Source organism: Hydrocarboniphaga sp. FW305-C-57 (assembly GCF_058783045.1).
In genome coordinates this window covers 64,080-85,866 of sequence record NZ_JBYSYG010000018.1, presented here as the reverse complement: position 1 = coordinate 85,866, position 21,787 = coordinate 64,080, and the positions used below count along the sequence as shown (strand labels likewise).

Below are 21,787 nucleotides of genomic sequence, written 5' to 3'. Positions count from 1 at the left end.
GGTTATTTTGCGCCAACCTCTGGTCAAAACACGCCACCGATCTGATGCCCGGGACGTCGTCCGCGGGCGCATCGCCGCGCCTTGGTGATGCGGTGTCAGGGCTTTGGGGGAATGAAGGACATCGCGCGCTCCGCCAGTGCCGTGATGGTGAGGCTCGGATTGACCCCGAGATTGGCGGCGATCATCGAGCCGTCCACGACGTAGAGATTCTGATAATTGAACACGCGATTCTGAGCATCGATGACGCCATCGTGAGCCGACCGCCCCATCGCGCAACCGCCCATGCAATGCGCCGTCATCGGCACGTTGAAGAAGATTTCAAAGAAGGAACTGCCGCCGATGCCGCCTGTGGCTTTGGCGGCTACCTCCGCGAAGCGATTGGCTTCGGGAATGAAGGTCGGGATGCGATCGCCTTCACTGACCAGCGTGCGCGAGAATGGCCAGTACCAGCGGCGCCGGAGTTTCATGTTGATGTGGCCGTCGATGGTCTGCATGCACAGCAGAATGACGGTCTGCATCGCGAAGCCGAACGGCAACAGGAAACGCAGGGCCTTGAGCGGGTGACGCAGCAGCAGCGCGATCATCGCCACCACCCAGGACAAGGGCCGTGACCAGCCGGGCTTGCCGTGGGTCAACACGGTGAACAGGCTGCCCATCATGTCGGAGCCGGCGGGGTAGCGAACCGCCTCGATATGCGTGTGCTCGTCGATGTAGATGCCCGAGCCGATCGCGATGCCCTTGGACAGATCGTGCTTGGATCCGGGATAGCGGATCGTCAGGATCGACTCGGCGTTGGTGCGCACCTTTCGGCCGAGCTGCTCCGAAATGTTCGGTAATGAGCCGTCCTCTCGCAGACGGAGCAACAGTTCCTGAGTTCCCAAGGAGGAAGCCGAAAACACCACATTCCGCGCGGTATAGCGCCTTGCGCCGGCCGAGCTGCCATACGTGGGACGGACGTGGACGGCGTAGCCCTCGCGGCCATCGCTCGACAGGCCCAAGGGGTGGACATCGGTCACGCGGGTTTCGGCGAACACGCGCGCTCCCAGGCGCTCCGCGAGGTACAGATAGTTCTGGTCGAGGGTGTTCTTCGCTCCATGCCGACAGCCGACCATGCAGCCGCCACAGCCCATGCAGGCCCGTCGTTCGGGTCCCTTGCCGCCGAAATAGGGGTCGGGGTGCACGCTGCCAGGCTCAGCGCCAGGCGGCCCGAAAAAGACGCCTACGTCGGTGGCATAGAAGGTGTCGCCCACGCCGACCACATCCGCCATCTGGCGAAGCCGCAGGTCACCTGGGCCCAGCAAGGGGTTGCGCGTTACCCCCAGCATGCGTTTGGCCGTGTCGTAGTGCCCTGGCATGACATCAGTCCATTGGTCCAGGTCGGCCCAGGAGCCTTCCGACCACACGCGATCCGGCGGCACCAGCAGCGTCTGGGCGTAAGTGATCGAGCCGCCGCCGACGGCGTTGCCGTGCAGGATCATGACGTGCTTGAACAGGCGCAGGCTCAGGAAGCCGCGCAGGCCCGCGAAGGGAGCCCACAAGAAGCGACGCAGGTTCCAGTTGGTTTTCGGCAGCGTCTCGGGTGACCACCGGCTGCCCATCTCCATCACCGCGACGCGATAGCCCTTCTCGCTCAAGCGCAGGGCCGACACGCTACCGCCGAAACCAGATCCGATGACCACGTAGTCGAAATCGAATTCCGCGCCCATCTCGGATTCTGCAGGCGGCAACACGGTCGTCATACCCGTAACCCAACAAGGTGATGGCCTGCCAGTGCGCGATACAGCGCGGGTGGGCTGTCGCTCGTCGAGAACGCGAGCGGCCACTCATCGCATCCTCCGATGCGTTCTTCTCTGTCGGGCCTGGCGGCTGGAAGATGCGAAAAATGCTCGCGCGCAGCGCGCTGCGGCGCACCTATCAATAGTTCGGAAGTCCCGCACTCAGGCGGCGAGCTTTTCCCAACCTGCGGGCAGCCGGATCCAACGCCCCTTTGCACGTTCGAGGCGTTGGATCACCGACGTTACGAAGCGAAACGAGTGCGCAGCACCTTCTTGTCGAGCTTGCCGACGCTGGTCTTTTCGAGCGCGTCGACGAGCTGAAACTTCGACGGAATCGCGTAACGCGAAATCAGTCCCTGCACGACGAAGTTCATCAGAAAATCGCGCAGTTCGGATTCGTTGAGCACACCGGCGGTGCGCGGAACGATCAGAGCCACCGGCCGCTCTCCCCACTGGGTATCCGGCACCCCAATGACCGCCACTTCGGCGACGCTGTCGTGACGCGACAGCAAGTCTTCGACCTCCAGCGACGACACCCATTCGCCGCCGGTTTTGATGACGTCCTTGATGCGATCCGTGATTTTCAGATAGCCGCCCGTCAAGGCACCGATATCGGCCGTGTGTAAGTAACCGCCTTGCCACAGCGCTTCGGATGCCGATTCGTTGCCGGCATAGCCCTGCGTAAGCCACGGCGCGCGCACCACGATTTCACCGCCGCTGGTGACGTCCTTGAAGCCGCTATCCACCGTGCGCAGATCGACCAACGGAACCGGCGCACCAGCGCGACACCGCAATGACAGTTCTTCGGCTTCGCGCAATCCGTCATGCCGCGGGCGAATCTGCGCGAGCGTGAGGATCGGGCACGTCTCCGACATACCGTAGCCCGCGAAGATATCGATGCCCAACGACACGGCCTTGCCAGCCAGGGCCTCGGAGAGCGCCGATCCGCCGATCACCACCTTCCATCCGCGAAGATCCACGGAGCGGGCCGCTGCGGCGGTGAGCACCATTTGCAGCACCGTCGGCACGCAGTGCGAGAACGTCACGCGCTCTTTCTGAATCGACTTCACCAAGGCATCTGGAATGTAGCGCCCCGGATACACCTGCTTCACGCCCATCTGCAAGGCGACATACGGCATGCCCCAGGCGTGGACGTGAAACATCGGTGTCAGCGGCATGTAGACATCGCCCGTGTGGAAGCGCTGCCCACTCGCAGGACTGGAGATTGCTGCCATCGTAACCAGCGTGTGCAAGACCAGCTGGCGATGCGTAAAGAACACGCCCTTCGGCAGTCCCGTGGTACCGGTGGTGTAGAACGTCGTGGCGACAGTGTTCTCGTCGAAGTCTTCGAATTCGAAGTTCGGATCGCTATCCGCCATCAGGACTTCGTAGTCACCTGCGGTATCGGATGGCGCTGGCACCCCGTCGTCGCTGATCCAGACGACGCGTTGCACGCTCTCCAGTCGTCCACGAATCTCGTTCAACATGGGCGCGAAATCCGAGTTCACCAACAGCACTTTCGGACGCGCGTGATTCAGGGTGTAGAGAACCTGATCCGGCGACAGGCGAACATTCACCGTTTGCAGCACGGCGCCCATCATCGGCACCGCATAGAAACTTTCGAGGTAGCGATGGCTGTCCCAATCCATCATCGCCACGGTGTCGCCGAACTGGACGCTGAGTTCTTGCAGCAGGCTCGCGAGCCGACCCACACGCTCGCGCAATCCACGGTAGGTATAGCGGACCTGATCGCGATACACGATCACCTGATCCGGCGAATGCACGAGCGGCGCATTCCAGAGCTGACGGATCGTCAGTGGAAAGGCGTAGGCGTTTGCGGCTGGAGCGCGAGTGCTCATTGGTCTGGGAGGTCTCGTCGTTGATCTATAGAGTGGCGCTGGCGGCGACGTTCGATGACGCGCCGCAGCGCGTCTGCAGGCTACAGATCGTTGAGCCACCCTTCACCAACCGAAAGTTGGGAAATGATTGGAAAGGCTTCGACGCAGCACTGCACCGACAATTTGATAGGTTCATTCGCGCACCCGGCCTGCAAGGATAGCGATCCGAATCCTGCCAAACACACCAGCCGTTCGAAACCCGTTGATGTGGGCCGGCATTCGGAAGTCAACCTCATTGCTGGAGAATCGTGTGTTGGAAGCTGACGCGCAGCAGCTCGTGTGTTCGAGCGCGGCATCGTGGATTCAAAGTCGGTTGGGGACCAGCCCAGCAGCCATTCTCGGCGCGAGCTTGGCAACGAAGAGGCCCGGACCGATGCGCTTCGACTGCGCATGCAATACCCCGATGCGCTCGGATCAGCTGCTCGCGCTACTCGAGGCGGTCGGCAGTTACCTCGCCAATATCGAGGGCGGCTTCGAACATCCACTGCGCATGCTTGAGGTCAAACTCACAGTGCCGTTGGCGATCGAGACCTTGCGAGGCGCGTTCAAGATCGATGCGAAGAGCTTGTCGGCAGGATCGCAAGACGTGTACGTCGATATGCTGCTCAAGGATCGTCTGGGCACGGTCTACGCCTCGGCCGTGGCGCGTCTGATCAAGCCCGGCAATCGTCGGCCAAGATCGCTTCGCCGACACTAACAATCCGTCGAGACACTCGCTTCAGACGCGAGCGCGATAGACACCCGGACTGCAGCCTTCACGGCTGCGAAAGGCTCGGGTGAAATTGGACGTGTCGTTGAATCCGAGCGAGTAGGCGATTTCAGTGACGCTCATGTCCGTAGTAGCCAAACGCTCGCAGGCAAGCTCGTGATTCACGCGTCCCGCGATTTCACGAAAGCTCGTCCCCTCTCGCTCCAAATAGCGGTTGAGACTGCGTGCGGACATGTTCAGCATGCCCGCTATTTCCGGTAGTGTCGGCAAGCCGTCGCCGACTTCGCGCAGCGTCATCGCGATCCACTCGCCGAACTGACGAACCCCCACCACCTGATCGACGAGGGCGCGACAACGCTCATCGGCGACCTTGAACGAATTGGGGTCGAACATCATCAGCGGATGCGCCGTCAGGCCGGTGGCGAACCGCAAGCGCGTACCGAATCCCCATTCCGAACCAAAGCTCGTACGCACGTCCTTGAGCTCGGAGTAGCGCGCGACATGCGGCGGCGGCGGCATCGAAATCTGCAGCCGACACGGCGGCCGCGCGCCCGCGAACATTTCGTGCAAGTTCCGCAGTGCTGCGGAGCCAATCAGTTCGAGGTGAAACAGCAGGCACTCATGGCCCATCGCCGTGGTCGGCGTGAAATGCAGCTCCGCATGTTCCGGCGTCAACGTATATCGCAGCTGGAACGTTGGCATTACGAGCCGGAAATATCGCGACACGAAACGAATCGCTTGTCCGACATCAGCACAACTCAACATTCCGAAACCAACGATGCTGTGAGCGCTGACCGACAACAGTCTGCCGAGCTCGAGACCCAGATCGGTTCGCCCGCTTTCTTTCAGCGCCGCACTAACCAAACGCTCCACGGTTGAGAACGGCAACAAGGCATCGGGTTCTTGCAGTTTTTCAGGCGAAAGCCCGACGCTGGAGGCAATGCTCAGAATGTCGACGCCTTGCGGTCGCAACACATCATCGAGTCGAAGGTAGTAACGCGCCGGAACACGAACGTCTTTTGATTTGGCCATCGGTTTCTCCTCCGTGACTGGCGCATTATGACCATAGGTTGGCTGAATTTGACAAGAGCGAAATAGGGCATGTCGGTAGTATGTGCACGCTGCTAAGCCTTACTAGAGAGAGAGGAGAATTCAAATGGATGGCATTGCTCGCATGCCGACCAACAACACGTGGGTTGACGGTAAACGCTACTGGTGGTTACTGAGCCCCGCATTGCCGCTGATTGCATTGGGGTCAGTCTTTGCTTCGCTCTACGGCGCTCCGGCCTGGACGCTGTGGATTTTGCCGGTCGTTTTCTACTGTGGCGTTCCGTTGTTCGATTGGCTGATTTCGGAAGACCGCGTCAACGCGCCGGAATCGGCGGTGGCCGGACTCGATCAGGATCGCTACTACCGTCGGATCGTTTATCTCTACATTCCGACGCAGTACGTGATCACGATTCTGGGTGCCTGGTACGCCGTTCAAGGCACGCTGGACATCTGGGGGCTCGCCGGCCTGACCATCACGGTGGGCATGATCAACGGCGTGGGCATCAACACCGCACACGAGCTGGGTCACAAGACCAATTCGCTCGAGCGTTGGTTGGCGCGCATCACGCTGGCGCCGGTGGCCTACGGCCATTTCTTCATTGAGCACAACAAGGGTCATCACAAGAACGTTGCAACGCCGGAAGATCCCGCGAGTTCGCGAATGGGCGAGTCGTTCTGGACGTTTTTGCCGCGATCGGTGATCGGCAGTGCCCGCTCGGCCTGGCACATCGAGGCCGAACGTCTCAAGCGTATCGACCGTCCGGCCTGGTCGATGAAGAACGAAAACCTGCAGTCTTGGGCGATGACGGTAGTAATGTTCGCCGCGCTCACCGCGTGGCTCGGTTGGGGCGCTCTGTTGTTCCTCGTCGTGCAAGCCATCTACGGCTTCTGCCTGCTCGAAGTCGTGAATTATCTCGAGCATTACAGCCTGGCACGAAAGAAGGACGCCAATGGACGCTACGAGCGGTGCCAGCCGCGTCACTCGTGGAACAGCAACCACGTCGTCACCAATCTGCTGTTGTATCAGCTGCAGCGTCATTCGGATCACCACGCCAACCCGACGCGCCGCTATCAAGCGCTGCGTCACTTCGAAGATAGCCCGCAGCTGCCATCAGGTTACGCCGGCATGATCCTCGTGGCCTACTTTCCGCCGCTGTGGTTCAAGCTCATGAATCCTCGCGTCGTCGCGCATCACGGCGGTGATTTGCTCAAGGCAAATCTGCATCCGCGAGCCCGCGAACGCTTGCTCAAGCGCTACATGCCGAACTACGTGCCGGAACGCGAAATGGGGACCGTCAAGAAGGCTGAAAAGCCGACCGCTGAACAAGCCAAGCCGGTGAGCGCGACGGATCGCTACGAGTGCCCGAATTGCCAGTACATCTACGTGGAATCCGTCGGTTGCCCGGCTGAGGGCTATCCAGCAGGCACCACTTGGGCTTCGCTGCCAGCGGACTGGCCTTGCCCTCAGTGTGCGGTGCGCGAGAAGCCCGACTTCAAGCCGGTTCCGGCACAGCAGTAACTCGCGGCACACCGCAGCAGTACCTAGAAAAGTAGAAAAAGCAGCCCACGCCGACAGCCTGTCGGCGTAGGGAGCGTGCGGCTCGCGTTCGCAGCGCGAAGTCCAACAAGTAAGCCGGCGCAAGCACCGGCGTTTCATGCGAGGGAGGAAACTATGGTGATGCAGACGGCGCCTCGCGCGCTCAAGCGGTTCGCGTCAATCGTGGCGTTCGGCATGCTCGGGGGGCTGAGTAGTGTCGATGCCGCATCGTTCAACGTTCCGGTGTTGGGCGAGAACATCAACGTCAATACAAACTCGACCGTGATCGTCGGTGCGGCGATTCGTTCGGAACCCCGCGCTGATAGCGCCATCGGCAAGAACAATCTCAACCCGGAAGTCTGCGGGCGCACCAACGAGAACGTCAGCTACTACCAGGCCTGCCAAGGTCTGTTCACCGAACAATACTTCGCAGCGCAGCATCTGGCGGAAGCGCCAGGATCGTTCAGCACCAACTTCGATCACGGCAACCTCAACTACGATCAGTGGGACTTCACCCAGGCTGCCGTTCGCTTCAATGGCGACCTCACCGCCACCTGGAAGGACTGGTCGTTCTTCGGAAAGATCATCGCGATCTACGATCCGGTGAACTACGACTTTCAGGAGACGTATCCGAACCTGATCACCAAGGACAACTACCAGCAGGTCGGCTATCGCACCCTGCCCGGCAGTATTGCGCTGCCGGTGCTCGGCGCACGTACGGACTCGGTGCCCTGCCCGGCGAACCGCAATCCGCTCGGCCTGCCGTGCGGCATCGTCTACGGCCCCGGCGGCCGCGTGAAGCAGAAGCGCACCGACTCGAAAACGCTCGAAGAAATCGGTCTGGGCGTACAGCTGCTCGACTTCAACATCTCCGGCAACATTGAGCTTCCCTACGATCAGGATTTGCAGATTCGTGTCGGTCGCCAACAAGTGATCTGGGGTGAATCGACGGTCGAGTTCTTCGACTCGATCAACGTGCTAAATCCGCCGAACCTCAACAACTTCTTCCGCATCGGAGGCAACGGTCTCGACGATTTCTATCAGCCCGTCAATGCGATTTCGTTCGGCATCACGCCGGTCGATGGCATTAACTTCTCGGGTTGGTATGCTCTCGAATTCCGTCCGGTCGAATTACCGGCCGAGGGCGGCTTCTACTCGCCGGTGAACCTGGGCACCGAGAACGAAGGCCCGGACTACATCACTGTCGGCTTCGGTAATCTGACACCTGATCCGGATAACGTCGGTCGTCTGATCGACAATCCGCTGACGCTGATCACCAACACCGGCACGCGCGCTCAACGGCTGCGTGACGACAACCCGAAGAACATCGATAACAACTTCGGCTTGAAGTTCGCATACGCCGCCGACTGGCTCAACAACGGCACCAATTTCGGCTTCTACTTCGCGAACTACACCTCGCGCATTCCGATCGTCAGCATCTACTCGACGGAAGAGTCCTGTGCCAAGCACGCGACCAACACGGTCGAGTTCCTGGCGATGTGCCCGGACATCCCGTTACTGCATTTGCCGGCGAACGATCCGGCAGGCGCGACGGACAGCGCACTGTCGCTCGATGGCATCAAGGCTCAGCTCGAGTATCCGCGCAACATCAAGATGTACGGCATCAGCTTCAACACGAGTTTCGGCGATGTCTCGGTGCAGGGTGAAGCGGCCTTCCGTCCGAACGAGCCCTTGCAGGTCGACGTGGTGGATCTGGTCTTCGCTGGCCTTGGCCCGTCGTTGACGAACTGCCACATCGCACCGGGGTGCTCAGGCAGCACGGTGGGGTCGGGAACGCAAGCCGATGGCAGCACGGGCATCTATGGCCCCAGCGACTATCAAACGGCCGATGGTGCCGGTGCTTACAACGACACCTTCGATCTGATCGTCGGACATCTTCCGGGCTCGGGCCGCTCGTTCCCGAACTTCATCATTCCGTATCGCGGCGGCGTGATCGGCACCAATCCGGCGAACTCCTACATTCGCGGCTGGGAACGCTTCCAGACGCTGTCGCTGGACTTCGGCGCCACCTACGTGGAAGGCAATACCGACTTCACGCCACGACTGCTCGGCGCCGACCAAGTCATTTGGCTGCCGGAAGTGGGCTTCCGCGGCATCCTCGATCTGCCGCCGCTCGATCAACTGGCGCTCGCGGTTCCGGGCACCACCACCAGCCCGACCGCGGGTGCGGACGGCTCGGGTGCCGACGGCTCCCGCCAGGCTTGCTCGACCAATGTGGCCTGCCAATACGGGCCTGATGGACTTCGCTTCAACCCGCACCAGGCGAACCTCGATCTGTATCCGACGAAGTGGTCGGGCGGCATCGGCCTCGTGTTGTTGATGCGGTGGGAGAGCGTGGCGCCGGGTATCAGCATCAACCCAACTTTCATTTTCAAGCACGACGTCTTTGGTCATTCCCCGGGCTACCTCTCGAACTACGTCGAAGGTCGCACCTTGTGGGACACCAACATCGAAATCCGCTATCGCGAAAAGACGTCGTTGAACATCGGTTACCAAATGTGGGCTGGTGGTGGTGCTGCCAACCTGTTCCGCGACCGCGACACCATCAAGGTGTTTGCGAAGTATTCGTTCTAACTAGAGTCAGCACAGAGGAGCTTAATCATGAAGTCCAATCGTCTGTTGTTCGAAGTCTTGCTAGGTGCGAGTGCGCTCGCCCTCACATTCAACGCCCACGCAAAAGCGCCAGCCGATCAAGTGGCCAAGCTGGGCAAAGAACTGACGCCCGTGGGTGCCGAAGCTGGCCCAAGTGCGGATGGTCTGGTGCCGAAATGGACACCGGCCAAACAGCAGGGAAAGCTGTCGGGCGAATTTGCTTCCGACCCAACGATCGAAGCTGAAAAGCCGCAGTTCACCATCACAGCGGCAGAGCTCGCCAAGTACGGCGACAAGCTCAGCGAAGGCCACAAGTACCTGCTCAAGACGTTCAAGACCTACAAGATGCAGGTGTATCCGAGCCATCGCAACGTCGCCTGGCCGGAGTTCATCTACAAGTCCACGGCGGAAAACGCTGTGAACTGCACGCTCGAAGGCACCGATAATCCCGACAACTGCAAACAGGGTTTCCCGTATCCGATTCCACAGAACGGCGCGGAAGTCATCTGGAATCACCGACTGAAGTGGCGCGGAGATTCCGTTCGTCGTCAGAACGACCAGATGATCGTTGAGGCCGACGGACGCTTCCAGCTCGCACAGCTCGTCGAAGACGTGAAGTTTCTGTACGCCAATGAAAAGGATCCGGTGCCGTTGACGCAAGGCAAGGGCCTGTTCCTGTACTACCTCTCGAAGATCATCGCGCCGACGCGTACCGCAGGCACCATGATTCTGGTGAACGAAAGTGCAGGCACCGGCGCAACCGGTCGCGCCGCATGGCTCTACGCACCGGCGCTCAAGCGCATTCGTCGTGCTCCGGCAGTCTGCTGCGACAACCCGTACGAAGGCACCGACGGTCAGCAGTTCTATGACCAAGTCGATATGTTCAACGGAGTGCTCGAGCGCTACACCTGGAAGCTGGTTGGTAAGCGCGAAATGATCGTGCCGTACAACAACTTCAAGGCCTCACGCACCAAGTACGCCGAACTCGCCAAGCCGAACCATCTGAACACCGACGTGCCGCGTTATGAGTACCACCGCGTCTGGGTGGTCGAAGCCACGCTGCGTCCGGGCGAGCGTCACACCTACGCCAAGCGCGTGTTCTACATCGACGAAGATTCCTGGAGCGTGCTGATGGTCGACTGCTACGACGGCCAGGGCAAGCTGTACAACTTCCAGGAAGGCATGGCGGCCCCGCAGGCTAACGTGCTCACGCATTTCACTGTGCCGGAAATCATCTATCACTTCGATTCCGGTCGTTACTTCGTGACGGCGCTTCAGGCCGAAGGTGCGCCGAACGACTACAGCGTGCGTTACCCCGAAGGCTTCTTCTCGGACAACGCTGTTCAGCAGCGCGCCTCGAAGTAAGAGCTCTCCCGCGATGGCTGCGGGCTGACATCAGTCAGCCCGCAGCACCCAATTGGAATCGCCCATGCACAGTGACTCTCGCGGCTGGTTCTCGACGCTGTTCGTCAAGATTACCGAGCCTCTGATTTTCTCGAAGCGCCCGCTCACGCTCACCGTGATCGCGCTCATGACCCTGCTTCTGGGCCACCAAGCGTCACAGCTCCAGCTGGACTCTGGCTATGAGAAGCAGCTGCCCAAAGATCATCCCTACATTCAGGTTCTCAAAGAGCATCAGCAGCAGTTTGGTGGCGGAAACTCGGTCCTGCTGGCTGTTTCACAGAAAGATCCCGCCAAGAACATCTACGACGGCCCCTTCCTCGACACCCTGAAGTCCGCGACCGATGCGGTGTTCTTCCTGCCGGGTGTCGATCGCACGCGTGTCAGCTCGCTGTTCACCCCGAATACTCGCTTTCTGGAAGTCGTCGAAGGCGGCTTTCAGGGGGGCAACGTCATTCCGTCGGGCTTCACGCCTTCTACTGAATCACTCGCAACGGTGCGGGACAACGTCGCAAAGGCGAGCATCGTCGGCCGTTTGGTATCGAACGATCAGCGTTCCGCGATGGTGGTAGCCGAACTTGTCGACATCAATCCGCGAACTCAGGAACAGCTCGACTACATCAAGACGGCGCACTTGTTCGAAGACATTCGTTCGCGCTTCACGCGTGACACGCTCTATGAGCTGAGTCTCAAATCCGACCATCCGCCGCTGAAGGCCGGCACGATCATCGCGCGCACCTACGAGGATCCTCGTGGTCTGCTGTTCCGATTCAAGCCCATTGCCGGATCGGCGACCGCGGAGGATGGCGAAGCCGTTGAGGGCCGCTACTTCGGCGGCTCGCTCGATGTCGCAGCCAAACCCAATCCTGACTACAACCCCAACGTCGATGTACAGATCATCGGCTTTGCGAAGGTCATCGGCGACGTCGCGGACGCTTCGTTCGAAGTGGTGGGCTTCTTCGGCTTGACGGTGTTCCTGGTCTGGCTCGTGCTGAGCTGGTACATGGGCTCGTTCGTTATCGCCCTATATCCGCTGTCCTGCGGTCTGCTCGCGGTGATCTGGGAGCTTGGCATCCTGCATTTGGCGGGCTACGGACTCGATCCTTTCGCGATCCTGGTTCCGTTCCTGGTTCTGGCGATCAGCGTCTCGCATGGCATTCAGATCACCAGTTTCTGGCTGCTGGAAGTCGCTGACCACGGCCTGTCGAGCTTCGACGCGTCGCGGGCCACCTATCGCAGGCTCGTCATTCCCGGCATCACCGCGCTGATCACCAACATCATCGGATTCGGAACGATTCTGCTGATCCCAATCGGCATCGTGCAGGAAATGGCGATCAACGCCATGTTCGGCCTGGTCGCTGTGGTGGTGTGCAAGAAAATCTTGCTGCCCTGCTTGTTGTCCTACGCCAAGATCGGGAATCCCGAGCGCTTCCGTCGCTATCAGAACGAACGCGATCGCAAGCTCAAGCCCGTGTGGTGGAATCTTTCCGTCCTGACGCTCAAGCCGGCCGCCGTAACGGTGCTGTTGCTGGCCGCGACCACCTGGGCAGGAGCCTGGTGGGTTGCACGCGACCTACAGATCGGGGAGTTGCACGAAGGTGTTCCAGCACTGCGCCCCGACTCACGCTACAACACCGACTCAGCCTTCATTGCCGGCAACTACTCGATCGGCGTCGACATCCTGCAGGTCTATGGCCGAACGCAGAAGGACGGCTGTATCGACTACGACGTGATGAATCGCATCAACCGCTTCGGTTGGTTCCTTCAGAACACGCCGGGCGTCGTGTCGACCGCATCGATGGCGCAGCTCGATCAGGTGGTCTGGGGCAAGTACAACGAAAGCAATCCACGATGGACACAGTTGCCACGATCGCCCGATGGCCTGGTATTGGCCGGTCAGCAGTTCACCACCTCGACGGGGCTGCTCAACGAAGACTGTAGCGTGATGCCGACGTATGTCTTCACCAAGGATCATCGGGCCACCACGATCGATGGCGTGATCGCGGCGATCAACCAGTTCAACGCGGATGCCAAGTCGGACGATCCGGTGCGCTTCGAACTCGCGGGCGGTAACGTCGGCGTGCTCGCAGCAACCAACGACGTCATCAAGAAAACCGAGTTCACGGTGCTGTTCTGGCTCTATGCCGCGATCATCGTTTGCGTGGCAGCTTCGTTCCGAGGACTGGCCGGCGTCATCTGTGTGGTTGTGCCTCTAGCTGCGGTGTCCGTGTTCACGTACGCGATCATGGTGTTCCTCGGTATCGGTCAAACCGTCGCGACACTGCCCGTTGCGGCTTTTGCAGCCGGTATCGGCGTCGACTACGGCATCTACATCTACAGCGTGCTCGAAGAGAACGTGCAGTCGAAGGGCATGACAATGCGCGAGGCCTACGCCGACACGCTGCATCAAACCGGCAAGGCGGTGGTCGTGACCGCTCTGGCGCTGTCAGCCAGTGTCGCAACCTGGATGCTGTCCGGCCTGCAGTTCCAGATCGACATGGGCATCCTGCTGACGATCATGTTCCTCGCCAATGCTGCGGCGGCCTTGCTGATGCTGCCGGCGTTCTCGACGTTCCTCATCAAGCGCAGTGCGCCTAAGTCGGCGGAGGTCTACGCCTCATGAAACGCATCCTACTGATCAGTCTGATCACATCGTCGGCGTTGTCCTCGACCTACGCGTGGGGAGCTGAAAGTGCGGCACAGCCTCCGAAAGGGGCGGGGGTTGTGCCGGCGCTGCAGGTGGCCCACGCCGAGCGTGGGTTGTTGCTCGACGTGGCCCAAGCCGGCAATCAAGTGGTAGCCGTCGGTGGATTCGGATCGATCCTGCAATCGACGGACGGAGCCAGCTGGAAGCAGGTCACCAGCCCGGTGGACGTCGCGCTAACCTCGGTGCGGTTCGCGGATGATCGCAACGGGTGGGCGGTCGGGCACGACGCGGTCATCCTGCACACCACCGATGGCGGTGCAAGTTGGAAACTCCAGAGCCGCGAGCCCGAGCTGTACTCGCCGCTGTTCTCGATCGAGGTCATCAACACCAGTCAGGCGATAGCAGTCGGCGCATTCGGCATCATCAAGCAGACGCAGGACGCAGGGGCCACGTGGACCGATGTGGTGGCACCGGCGATCTCGGATGACAAGCTGCATCTGAACTCGATCACCAAGCTCAACGGCGGCGGCTTCGCGGTGGCGGGTGAGCGTGGACTGCTGGGCTGGTCGGCGAATGGCGTCGAATGGAAGCGAGTGCCCAGTCCGTATGAAGGGTCGTTCTTCGGGATCGTTCCGTGGGGCGAGAAGGGCGCGATCGCGTATGGCATGCGTGGCAACGTCTATGTCGCCACCGACGCTTCGACGGGTCCGTGGAAGAAGATCGAAACGGGTACCACCGCCAGCTTCTTTGGCAGCCACTTCCTCTCCACCGGCGCACTGATGCTGATGGGAAGCGATGGACATGTTGCGATTCTGTCCCAGGATCTGAGCGTGTCGCGCTGGCCCGCGAAGACTGAAAAGTCGCCGAACGGAACCGTCACCGGCGGCACGGTGCTCGCGGACAAGGTTGTATTAGTCGGAGACAGTGGCGCGTTCAGCGCGAAGCTGCGCTGAGCGTTGGCGGATCCATCCAATGGCTGACTTCGCGAATGGGCGAAGTCAGCCATTGATCCCGTCTTTATCGTGGTACGTGCAGGTTCACTAGAGGAGACATCATGGCCATTCAAGAACTCAATTCAACCGAAGCCAAAGCCGTGTCTGGCGGCTTGATTCCGGTGGTCGATGGATTGCTGAACTCGCTGACCCCGCTGTTGCAAACGCCCCTGGTCAGCGGACTCATCAACACCGGGATGGGAATGTTGAGCGGTGTCGTCAAAACGCTGTACAGCGGGCTCATCGTCAAGCTCAAACGCAACTGACGCCACGCCCGTTGTTGACCCTCGCAGCGCAGGTCTAAAAGCCCGCTGCGAATCATGCCAGTCGCTGCAGATTGGCCGCCGATATAAGCGCCAATGACGAGCTCCTCCTTGTCGTGGTCGGCGGCTCCTTTTTTCTGCTTAGGCTTGAGGATCATGGGCGATCCTGATGGATCGCCAGAAGCGGGGATCGTCGTATGGCCCTATACCGCAAGGCGGCGCTCGAGGCTCAGGCGGCGAGCCCATACGGCAAGATTCTGCTGACGCAGCCTGCGTCGATGCTCGTTCCGACGCTGTGCTGCTGCTTATTCGCCGCAGCGCTGATTTCATTCCTGGCCTACGGCAGTTTCACGCGCCATCAGACCGCACGCGGGCATCTGGAGCCCGCTTCCGGCTTGGCAAAAGTGTTCTCGCCTCACGCGGGACTGGTCATCGAGCAGCGGGTCCAGGAAGGCCAGTCGGTTGCCAAAGGCGACGTGCTGTTCGTGGTGTCCAGCGACTACGCCCTTGGCCCCGACGGCTTCAATCCGCCCAGCAACGGCAAAGATCAGACCGTGTCGAAGGTCGCCGAGCTGCGCGGTCAGCTGGTGCTACTCGATGAGCAGATCGCCAGTCAGCGCGCCCGGCTCAGCTTGAGCCGGCAGTCCCTCGATACCTATCGCGATTTGCTGCGCAAACACTATGTCTCGACCGAGCAATTGCAAGCCAAACAGGCCGATCTGCTCGAGCAGGAAGGTCGACTCAAGGCGTTGGATCGGGAACGCCTGGCCTTGTCCCGCGCACTTACCGAGCAGTTCGTCTCCATCACTGCCACGCAGTCCGGCACGGTGACGGCCTTGTCGGTGGCGACTGGCCAGCACGTCGACCCGGCGCGACCAATGCTCAGCATCGTGCCGAAGGACTCGCCGCTACAGGTCAGTCTTTACGCCCCGAGTCGGGCGGTGGGTTTTGTCACCGCCGGCGATCGCGTGCTGCTGCGCTTCGATGCGTATCCGTATCAGAAATTCGGACAGTACGGCGGTGTGGTGTCCTGGGTTTCCCGCACGGCGTTGTCTCCGCGGGAGATCGGTGCCCTGGGCGTGAGCCAGGAGGCGATCGAGCCGCTCTACGAAATTCGGGTCCAGCCCGACGCGCAGGTCGTTCAAGCCTATGGCGCGGCGCACCCGTTGCAACCGGGCATGGCGGTGGAGGCCGACATCCGCATCGAACGACGTCGACTCTACGAGTGGATCCTCGATCCGCTCTACGCTCTGAGCCGCAGCACCTGACGCCGATGCTCGATCAACTGTCATTCGCTTTCGGGCGGCGACTGCCGATGCTGCTGCAGACCGAAGCGGCCGAATGTGGCCTGGCCTGCGTCGGCATGATCGTGGGCTACCATGGCATGCGCTTCGATCTGTACACGCTGCGGCAGCGCTTCTCGATTTCGTTGAAGGGCACCACTTTGCATACCCTAGCCCAGCTGGCCGAGAGCCTGGGGATGATCTCGCGCCCGGTGAAACTCGAACTCGATGATGTGCCTCAGTTGCGAACGCCGTGCGTGCTGCACTGGAACTTCAATCACTTCGTCGTGCTGAAGGCCTGCGATTCCCGCGGGGCGACAATCCACGACCCGGCCTTCGGCGTTCGTCATCTGAGCTGGAAGGAGCTGTCAGACGCCTTTACGGGTGTCGCGATGGAGCTGTGGCCCGGGCCGAGCTTCGAGCGAATCGCGCCGCCACCGGCAATCCAGATTCGACAGCTGATCGGACCGATCGTCGGACTGTATCGGGCGCTGGGTCAAACACTGCTGTTGGCGGCGGGTATCGAGGTGTTTGCGATCACCGCTCCGCTGTTGTTGCAATGGGTCGCGGATTTCGTGCTGGTGTCCTGGGACCAGGAGCTGCTGAATCTGCTGGTGATTGGATTCGCCCTGCATCTGTTCATGCAGCAGTTCATCGTCTTTGTGCGCGGCTGGCTGCTGATGATTCTCGGCACGACCATGAAGATGCAGTGGCACGCGAACGTCTTCTCCCACTTGTTGCGGCTGCCGCTGCCGTTCTTCGAGAAGCGGTATCTGGGCGATATCGTGTCGCGATTCGGAGCCATCGAGACGATTCAGAAGACGCTGACGACGTCGCTGCTCGAAGCGATTCTCGATGGCCTCATGTCGGTACTGACACTGACCCTGATGTTCGTGTACAGCCCACGTCTGGGCGCGATCGCGCTCGTCGCGATGGTTCTGTATGCAATCGGTCGCTGGCTCTGGTTCGCGCCGCTGCGCCATGCGACCGAAGAGCAGATCGTGCATGCCGCCAAGCAGCAGAGCCACTTCCTGGAGACGATGCGCGGAATCCGCACGATCAAGCTGTTTCAGCGGCAGCCGGAGCGCCAGTCGGCCTGGATCGGACTGCTCGTCGATCAGACCAATGCGGAGCTGCGCACCAACAAGATCGCGATGGTCTACCACGCCTTCAACGGCGTGCTGTTCGGCATCGAACACCTGGCGGTCATCTGGCTCGGCGCACACCTGGTGATGGACCAGCATTTTACGATCGGCATGCTGCTCGCGTTCCTTGCGTACAAGAGTCAGTTCGACCTGCGCGTCAGCTCGCTGATCGACAAGGTCGTCGAGCTGCGCATGCTCGGACTGCAGGGCGAGCGACTGGCCGACATCGTGCTGACCCCGACCGAAGCGGATCACGGGACCGCAACGCCCAGCGTAGGGGAGACACAGCGGCCGCCGTCCATCGACGTTCGCGGATTGCGACTGCGTTACTCCGACGCCGATCCCTACGTATTGGATGGCGTGTCGCTGTCGATCGCCGCAGGCGAATGTGTGGCTGTCGTCGGCCCCTCGGGCTGCGGCAAGACTTCCTTGCTCAACGTATTGCGGGGCCTGATTCCCGCCACCGATGGGCAGGTTCTCATCGACGGTCGATCCCTCGATCAACTCGGCCTGAATGCGTTGCGGCAGATGACCGCATCGGTGCTGCAGGATGACGCGCTATTCGCCGGCTCCATCGCCGACAACATCGCGTTCTTCGACCGTCGTCCCGATCGCGAGCGCATTGAGCACTGCGCCCGGCTCGCCGCGATCGACGACGAGGTCAACGCGATGCCGATGGCTTACAGCACGATGATCGGCGACATGGGAGCAGCGCTCTCGGGAGGTCAGAAGCAGCGCCTCCTCCTTGCCAGGGCGCTGTACAAGCAACCTCGCATCCTGATTCTCGACGAGGCGACGAGCCACTTGGATCTGGACTGCGAGGAGCGCGTCAACCGCGCGATCGCGCAACTGCATATGACGCGCATCATCGCGGCGCATCGACCGCAAACGATCGCCTCGGCCGATCGCATCATTCGCATCGAAAACGGCCAAGCCTTCGAAGTCCGCCGTGATGTCGAGACCGGAGTCGACGTGGAGATGGAATCGGCCGCCGGTAGACCTCCACCGTGATGCGCATCGGCCGCCTCCTGTCGCCGATACTGGCGGGCTTATGCCTGGCGGCAGCCAACGCGCAGGGCCAGCCGACTACGTCGAGCACACCCGCTGCATCGTCATTTACACCAGACGATGCCCCGGACAGCCCGGACGCGCTGGAGCTGGCGACAAGCCAATGCGGCCGGCCCGGTCACGCGACGCCGCTGAGCTTGCTGGACGCCACGCGCAGGGCGCTCTGCGCCAATCCGCGCACGCGGCAGGCCTGGGCCAGCATCGAGGCGCAGAAGGCCGCTGTAGGCGCTCAGAAGGCCGAATACTGGCCGACGGTCACGGCCGGCGCGGCGCTCGGTCGCGTCACAGCGGATTCGAAGTTCCCGGACAACTCGGACTTCAACTCTTCGTTCAGTGGCACGAGCAATGAGCTACGACTCGACGTGAATTGGCTGCTGTTCGATTTCGGAGTGCGGGATGCGAGCGTGGAATATGAGGTGGGGCTGCTGACGGCGGCATTGGCATCGCTCGACAGGGCCGTGCAATCCGTCTTCCTGGAGACGGCAGAAACCTACTTCGAGGCGCAGGCGGCTTTCGCCGCCCTGAACTCGGCCACGCAAGCCGAGCAGCTGGCGCGAGACATCTTCGAGGTGGTCCAGACCAAGGTTGGGGCGGGTGTGGGACTGGAATCGGACCGGTTGCAGGCGCGAACCGCGTGGGCCCAAGCCTCGCTTGAGCGCGTCCACGCCGATCGCCGCTACCACGCTGCACTCGGCGTGCTCGCCATTGCTCTGCATTTTCGACCCAACGTGAGCCTAGTCCTGGCGCCGATGTCCTCGAACATCGCTCATGTACCGGAGACCCTCCCCGAAATCGAAGCCCTGATCGGACGAGCTTTGAATGCCAACCCCGGAGTTTTGGCGGCGCGGGCCCGACTGGAGGCGGCGCGACGTGCCGAGCAGGTCGCGCATGCTTCAGGACGTCCTCGCATTTCGCTCGTCGCAGCGGGTGTGCGCAGCGATACGCCGGTGGATCGGGTCGCAACGCGGCAGACGATCGAGACCACCAGCGTGGGCGTTCAGCTGAGCGTTCCGATCTTCGATGGCCAGCGTCGGCGCTTGCGCATCCAGCAATCGCACGCAGAAGCACTTGATCGGGATGCCGAGCTGTTCTCGGCCAGCCGGCAGGTCGAACGGGACGTGTGGGACAGCTACGTTGGCATTCGCAGCAGCTGGGATGAACTCGCGGTCTGCCGCGATCTGCTGGACGCCGCCGACGCGTCCTATGCACTCGCACTCGGACGCTACAAGAGCGGCGTCGGCGGCATTTTGGAATTGATGTCCGCCCAAGCCAGCCTCGCATCGGCACGCACACAGCAGTTCGATGCGATCTCGCGAGAACAAGTGATGCGAGTGCGCCTCGCAACAGCACTCGGCGCGATCGACTCGACACCGTAGCGAGCATTACCAATCGTGATCGACGCACTGCCGCGCAAGCCGATCTGCCGCCAGAAAAAACCAATCAAAGGGTAGGTGAGAACGGCGTCACCCTTGGCTACATTCGGACTCCAAGGCGCAATCGACGGGTCGTTCCGACCGCTCCACTCGTGGCCTGAATCGTACGAAGACCGCGACCAGTGGCGTTCGAGAGCATCCGATTGAGTTGGCGCCCGAGCCGAGTCTGGCTCGAACCATCGTCCACGCATCGCTCAGAGATCAAGATAGTTCCGCATGGCAAGCTACAGCGCACCCGTATCAGAAATTCGCTTCGTCCTCGACGACGTTCTCGACATCGGTCGACTCAATGCGCTGCCGGCCTTCGCCGACGTCGGCCTCGACACGATTCATGGTGCGATCGAAGAGGCAGCCAAGTTGCTCGAAGAGCAGCTGGCACCGCTGCATCGCAGTTCCGATCAAGGCTGCACCTGGGCCTATGGCGAGGTGTGCACGCCGCCCGGCTATCGCGAGTTCTACGAGCGCTTTCAGCAGGGCGGATGGATCGGTATCTCGCAAAGCCCCGAGTACGGCGGTTCCGGCTTCCCCTATGTGGTCGGAAAGGTCATCGAGGAAATGACGTGCTCGGCCAACGTCGCATTCGCTCTGTATCCGACCTTGACCACGGGCTGTTACGAAGCCATCGAGTCCTGCGGAAACGAAGAGCAGCATCGCCTCTACTGCACCAAGCTCGCGACCGGTGAGTGGGGCGGCACCATGTGCCTCACCGAACCCCAAGCCGGATCGGACGTGGGCGCCATCAAGACGCGCGCACTGCCGGAAGCCGACGGCTCCTATCGGATCGACGGCAACAAGATCTTCATCAGCTCGGGCGAACACGATCTGACCGAGAACATCATCCACTTGGTGTTGGCGCGACTGCCCGACGCCCCGCCGGGTGTTCGAGGCCTGTCCACCTTCGTGGTGCCCAAGTTCCTCGTCAACGGCGACGGAACGCCCGGCGAACGCAATTCAGTTCGCTGTGTGTCCATCGAGCACAAAATGGGACTGCACGGCTCGGCGACCTGTTCGCTGGCCTTCGAAGCCGCCAAAGGATGGTTGGTCGGCAAGCCCGGTCACGGCATTCAGAACATGTTCGTGATGATGAACTTCGCGCGAATCGGCGTCGGAATCCAGGGTCTCGGCCAATGTGAGCTGGCCACCCAAAATGCGATCCGCTACGCGCGCGATCGCAAGCAGGGCAAGTCCGAGTCCGGTAGCGAGCTGATCGTGGATCACCCCGATGTGCGCCGCATGCTGCTGCACATGAAGGCGATCACCGAAGGGGCGCGCGTGTTGGCCTACGAGACAGCCACCTACGTCGACATCGCCCGTAACCATCCAGATCCTGCCGTGCGCGAGGAAGCCCAGGATTGGGTGGAGCTGGGAACGCCGCTGACCAAATCGTTCTGTACCGACAGTGGCTTCGATCTCGCATCGATGGCACTGCAGGTCTACGGCGGTCACGGCTATGTGCAGGAGCACGGCATCGAGCAGATCGTTCGCGACGCCAAGATATTCTGCATCTACGAAGGCACCAACGGCATCCAGGCACTCGACCTCGTGCGCCGCAAGCTGACGCTGCGCGACGGCCGATTGCCGTCACGCTTTTTCGCCGCCGTTCGACGCGAGCTCGAAAGCAGCGAGGATTTCGGTTTCATCGGATCGCCTCTGTCCACCGCGCTAGAAGCGTTGGAACACGCCACCATGGATATTCAGAAGCTCGGCTTGCAAGCCGCGACCGACACCGCGTTCGGCAGCACCGACTACTTGCGCGCGTTCTCGCTGACCTGGCTCGGATACAACTGGCTCCGCATGGCAAAGGCCGCCGGCAAGCAGCCGCAGAGCCTGATGGCGCAGGCCAAGCTCGCCACCGCCAAGTACTTCGCCAGCCGCGTGCTGACGAGCGTTCCGTCGCTCTGCGCCAACGCCACGATTCCGGCCGCATCGTTGATGGCGTTGCCGGCCGAAGCGCTTTGAAACACAACTGAAAC

14 protein-coding genes are annotated in these 21,787 nt (G+C 61.2%); 11 read left to right on the top strand and 3 right to left on the bottom strand.

Annotation, left to right across the window (positions count from 1 at the left end; all coding sequences use genetic code 11):
* Positions 1–95 precede the first annotated feature (95 nt).
* Both choxAB and AC3WUM_RS23905 read right to left on the bottom strand, forming a co-directional pair.
* Positions 96–1,739, bottom strand: coding sequence for a cholesterol oxidase (gene choxAB, locus AC3WUM_RS23910; protein ID WP_492413652.1), 1,644 nt, complete (start codon positions 1,737–1,739; stop codon positions 96–98).
* A 278-nt stretch (positions 1,740–2,017) separates the two neighbouring features.
* The gene (locus AC3WUM_RS23905; protein ID WP_492413651.1) at positions 2,018–3,634 is read right to left on the bottom strand and encodes a fatty acid--CoA ligase; all 1,617 of its coding nucleotides are present in this window, start codon (positions 3,632–3,634) and stop codon (positions 2,018–2,020) included.
* A gap of 292 nt (positions 3,635–3,926) precedes the next feature.
* On the opposite strand from AC3WUM_RS23905, the gene AC3WUM_RS23900 reads away from it, so the two are divergent.
* Positions 3,927–4,370, top strand: a complete 444-nt coding sequence (locus tag AC3WUM_RS23900) for a hypothetical protein (protein ID WP_492413649.1) — start codon at positions 3,927–3,929, stop codon at positions 4,368–4,370.
* Between the two features lie 21 nt (positions 4,371–4,391).
* Here AC3WUM_RS23900 and AC3WUM_RS23895 read toward each other — a convergent pair whose 3' ends face one another.
* Positions 4,392–5,414, bottom strand: a complete 1,023-nt coding sequence (locus tag AC3WUM_RS23895) for an AraC family transcriptional regulator (protein ID WP_492413647.1) — start codon at positions 5,412–5,414, stop codon at positions 4,392–4,394.
* Positions 5,415–5,538: 124 nt separating this feature from the next.
* Here AC3WUM_RS23895 and AC3WUM_RS23890 point away from each other — a divergent pair, with 124 nt between their 5' ends.
* The 10 genes from AC3WUM_RS23890 to AC3WUM_RS23845 all read left to right on the top strand — a co-directional run bounded on the left by AC3WUM_RS23890 (position 5,539) and on the right by AC3WUM_RS23845 (position 21,773).
* Positions 5,539–6,951, top strand: coding sequence for a fatty acid desaturase (locus AC3WUM_RS23890; protein ID WP_007186520.1), 1,413 nt, complete (start codon positions 5,539–5,541; stop codon positions 6,949–6,951).
* 159 nt (positions 6,952–7,110) lie between these two features.
* Complete coding sequence (locus AC3WUM_RS23885) at positions 7,111–9,564, top strand: DUF1302 domain-containing protein (RefSeq protein ID WP_492413645.1); 2,454 nt, start codon at positions 7,111–7,113, stop codon at positions 9,562–9,564.
* A gap of 27 nt (positions 9,565–9,591) precedes the next feature.
* A complete protein-coding gene (locus AC3WUM_RS23880) occupies positions 9,592–10,947 on the top strand; it encodes a DUF1329 domain-containing protein (protein ID WP_492413643.1) in 1,356 nt (451 codons plus the stop codon).
* A gap of 52 nt (positions 10,948–10,999) precedes the next feature.
* Positions 11,000–13,606 (top strand): efflux RND transporter permease subunit, encoded by a 2,607-nt coding sequence (locus tag AC3WUM_RS23875; RefSeq protein ID WP_492413641.1) that lies wholly within the window; start codon positions 11,000–11,002, stop codon positions 13,604–13,606.
* Complete coding sequence (locus AC3WUM_RS23870; RefSeq protein WP_492413639.1) at positions 13,603–14,583, top strand: WD40/YVTN/BNR-like repeat-containing protein; 981 nt, start codon at positions 13,603–13,605, stop codon at positions 14,581–14,583. The genes AC3WUM_RS23875 and AC3WUM_RS23870 overlap by 4 nt, the downstream gene beginning before the upstream one ends.
* A gap of 101 nt (positions 14,584–14,684) precedes the next feature.
* A complete protein-coding gene (locus AC3WUM_RS23865) occupies positions 14,685–14,888 on the top strand; it encodes a hypothetical protein (RefSeq protein ID WP_492413637.1) in 204 nt (67 codons plus the stop codon).
* Between the two features lie 194 nt (positions 14,889–15,082).
* Positions 15,083–16,153, top strand: a complete 1,071-nt coding sequence (locus tag AC3WUM_RS23860) for an HlyD family secretion protein (protein ID WP_492413635.1) — start codon at positions 15,083–15,085, stop codon at positions 16,151–16,153.
* 5 nt (positions 16,154–16,158) lie between these two features.
* Positions 16,159–18,324 carry a peptidase domain-containing ABC transporter gene (locus AC3WUM_RS23855; RefSeq protein ID WP_492413633.1) on the top strand — a complete coding sequence of 722 codons (2,166 nt, stop codon included), beginning with the start codon at positions 16,159–16,161 and terminating at the stop codon, positions 18,322–18,324.
* Positions 18,324–19,757, top strand: coding sequence for a TolC family protein (locus tag AC3WUM_RS23850; protein ID WP_492413680.1), 1,434 nt, complete (start codon positions 18,324–18,326; stop codon positions 19,755–19,757). The genes AC3WUM_RS23855 and AC3WUM_RS23850 overlap by 1 nt, the downstream gene beginning before the upstream one ends.
* Positions 19,758–20,030: 273 nt before the next feature.
* Positions 20,031–21,773, top strand: coding sequence for an acyl-CoA dehydrogenase family protein (locus AC3WUM_RS23845; protein ID WP_492413631.1), 1,743 nt, complete (start codon positions 20,031–20,033; stop codon positions 21,771–21,773).
* Positions 21,774–21,787: the final 14 nt, after the last annotated feature.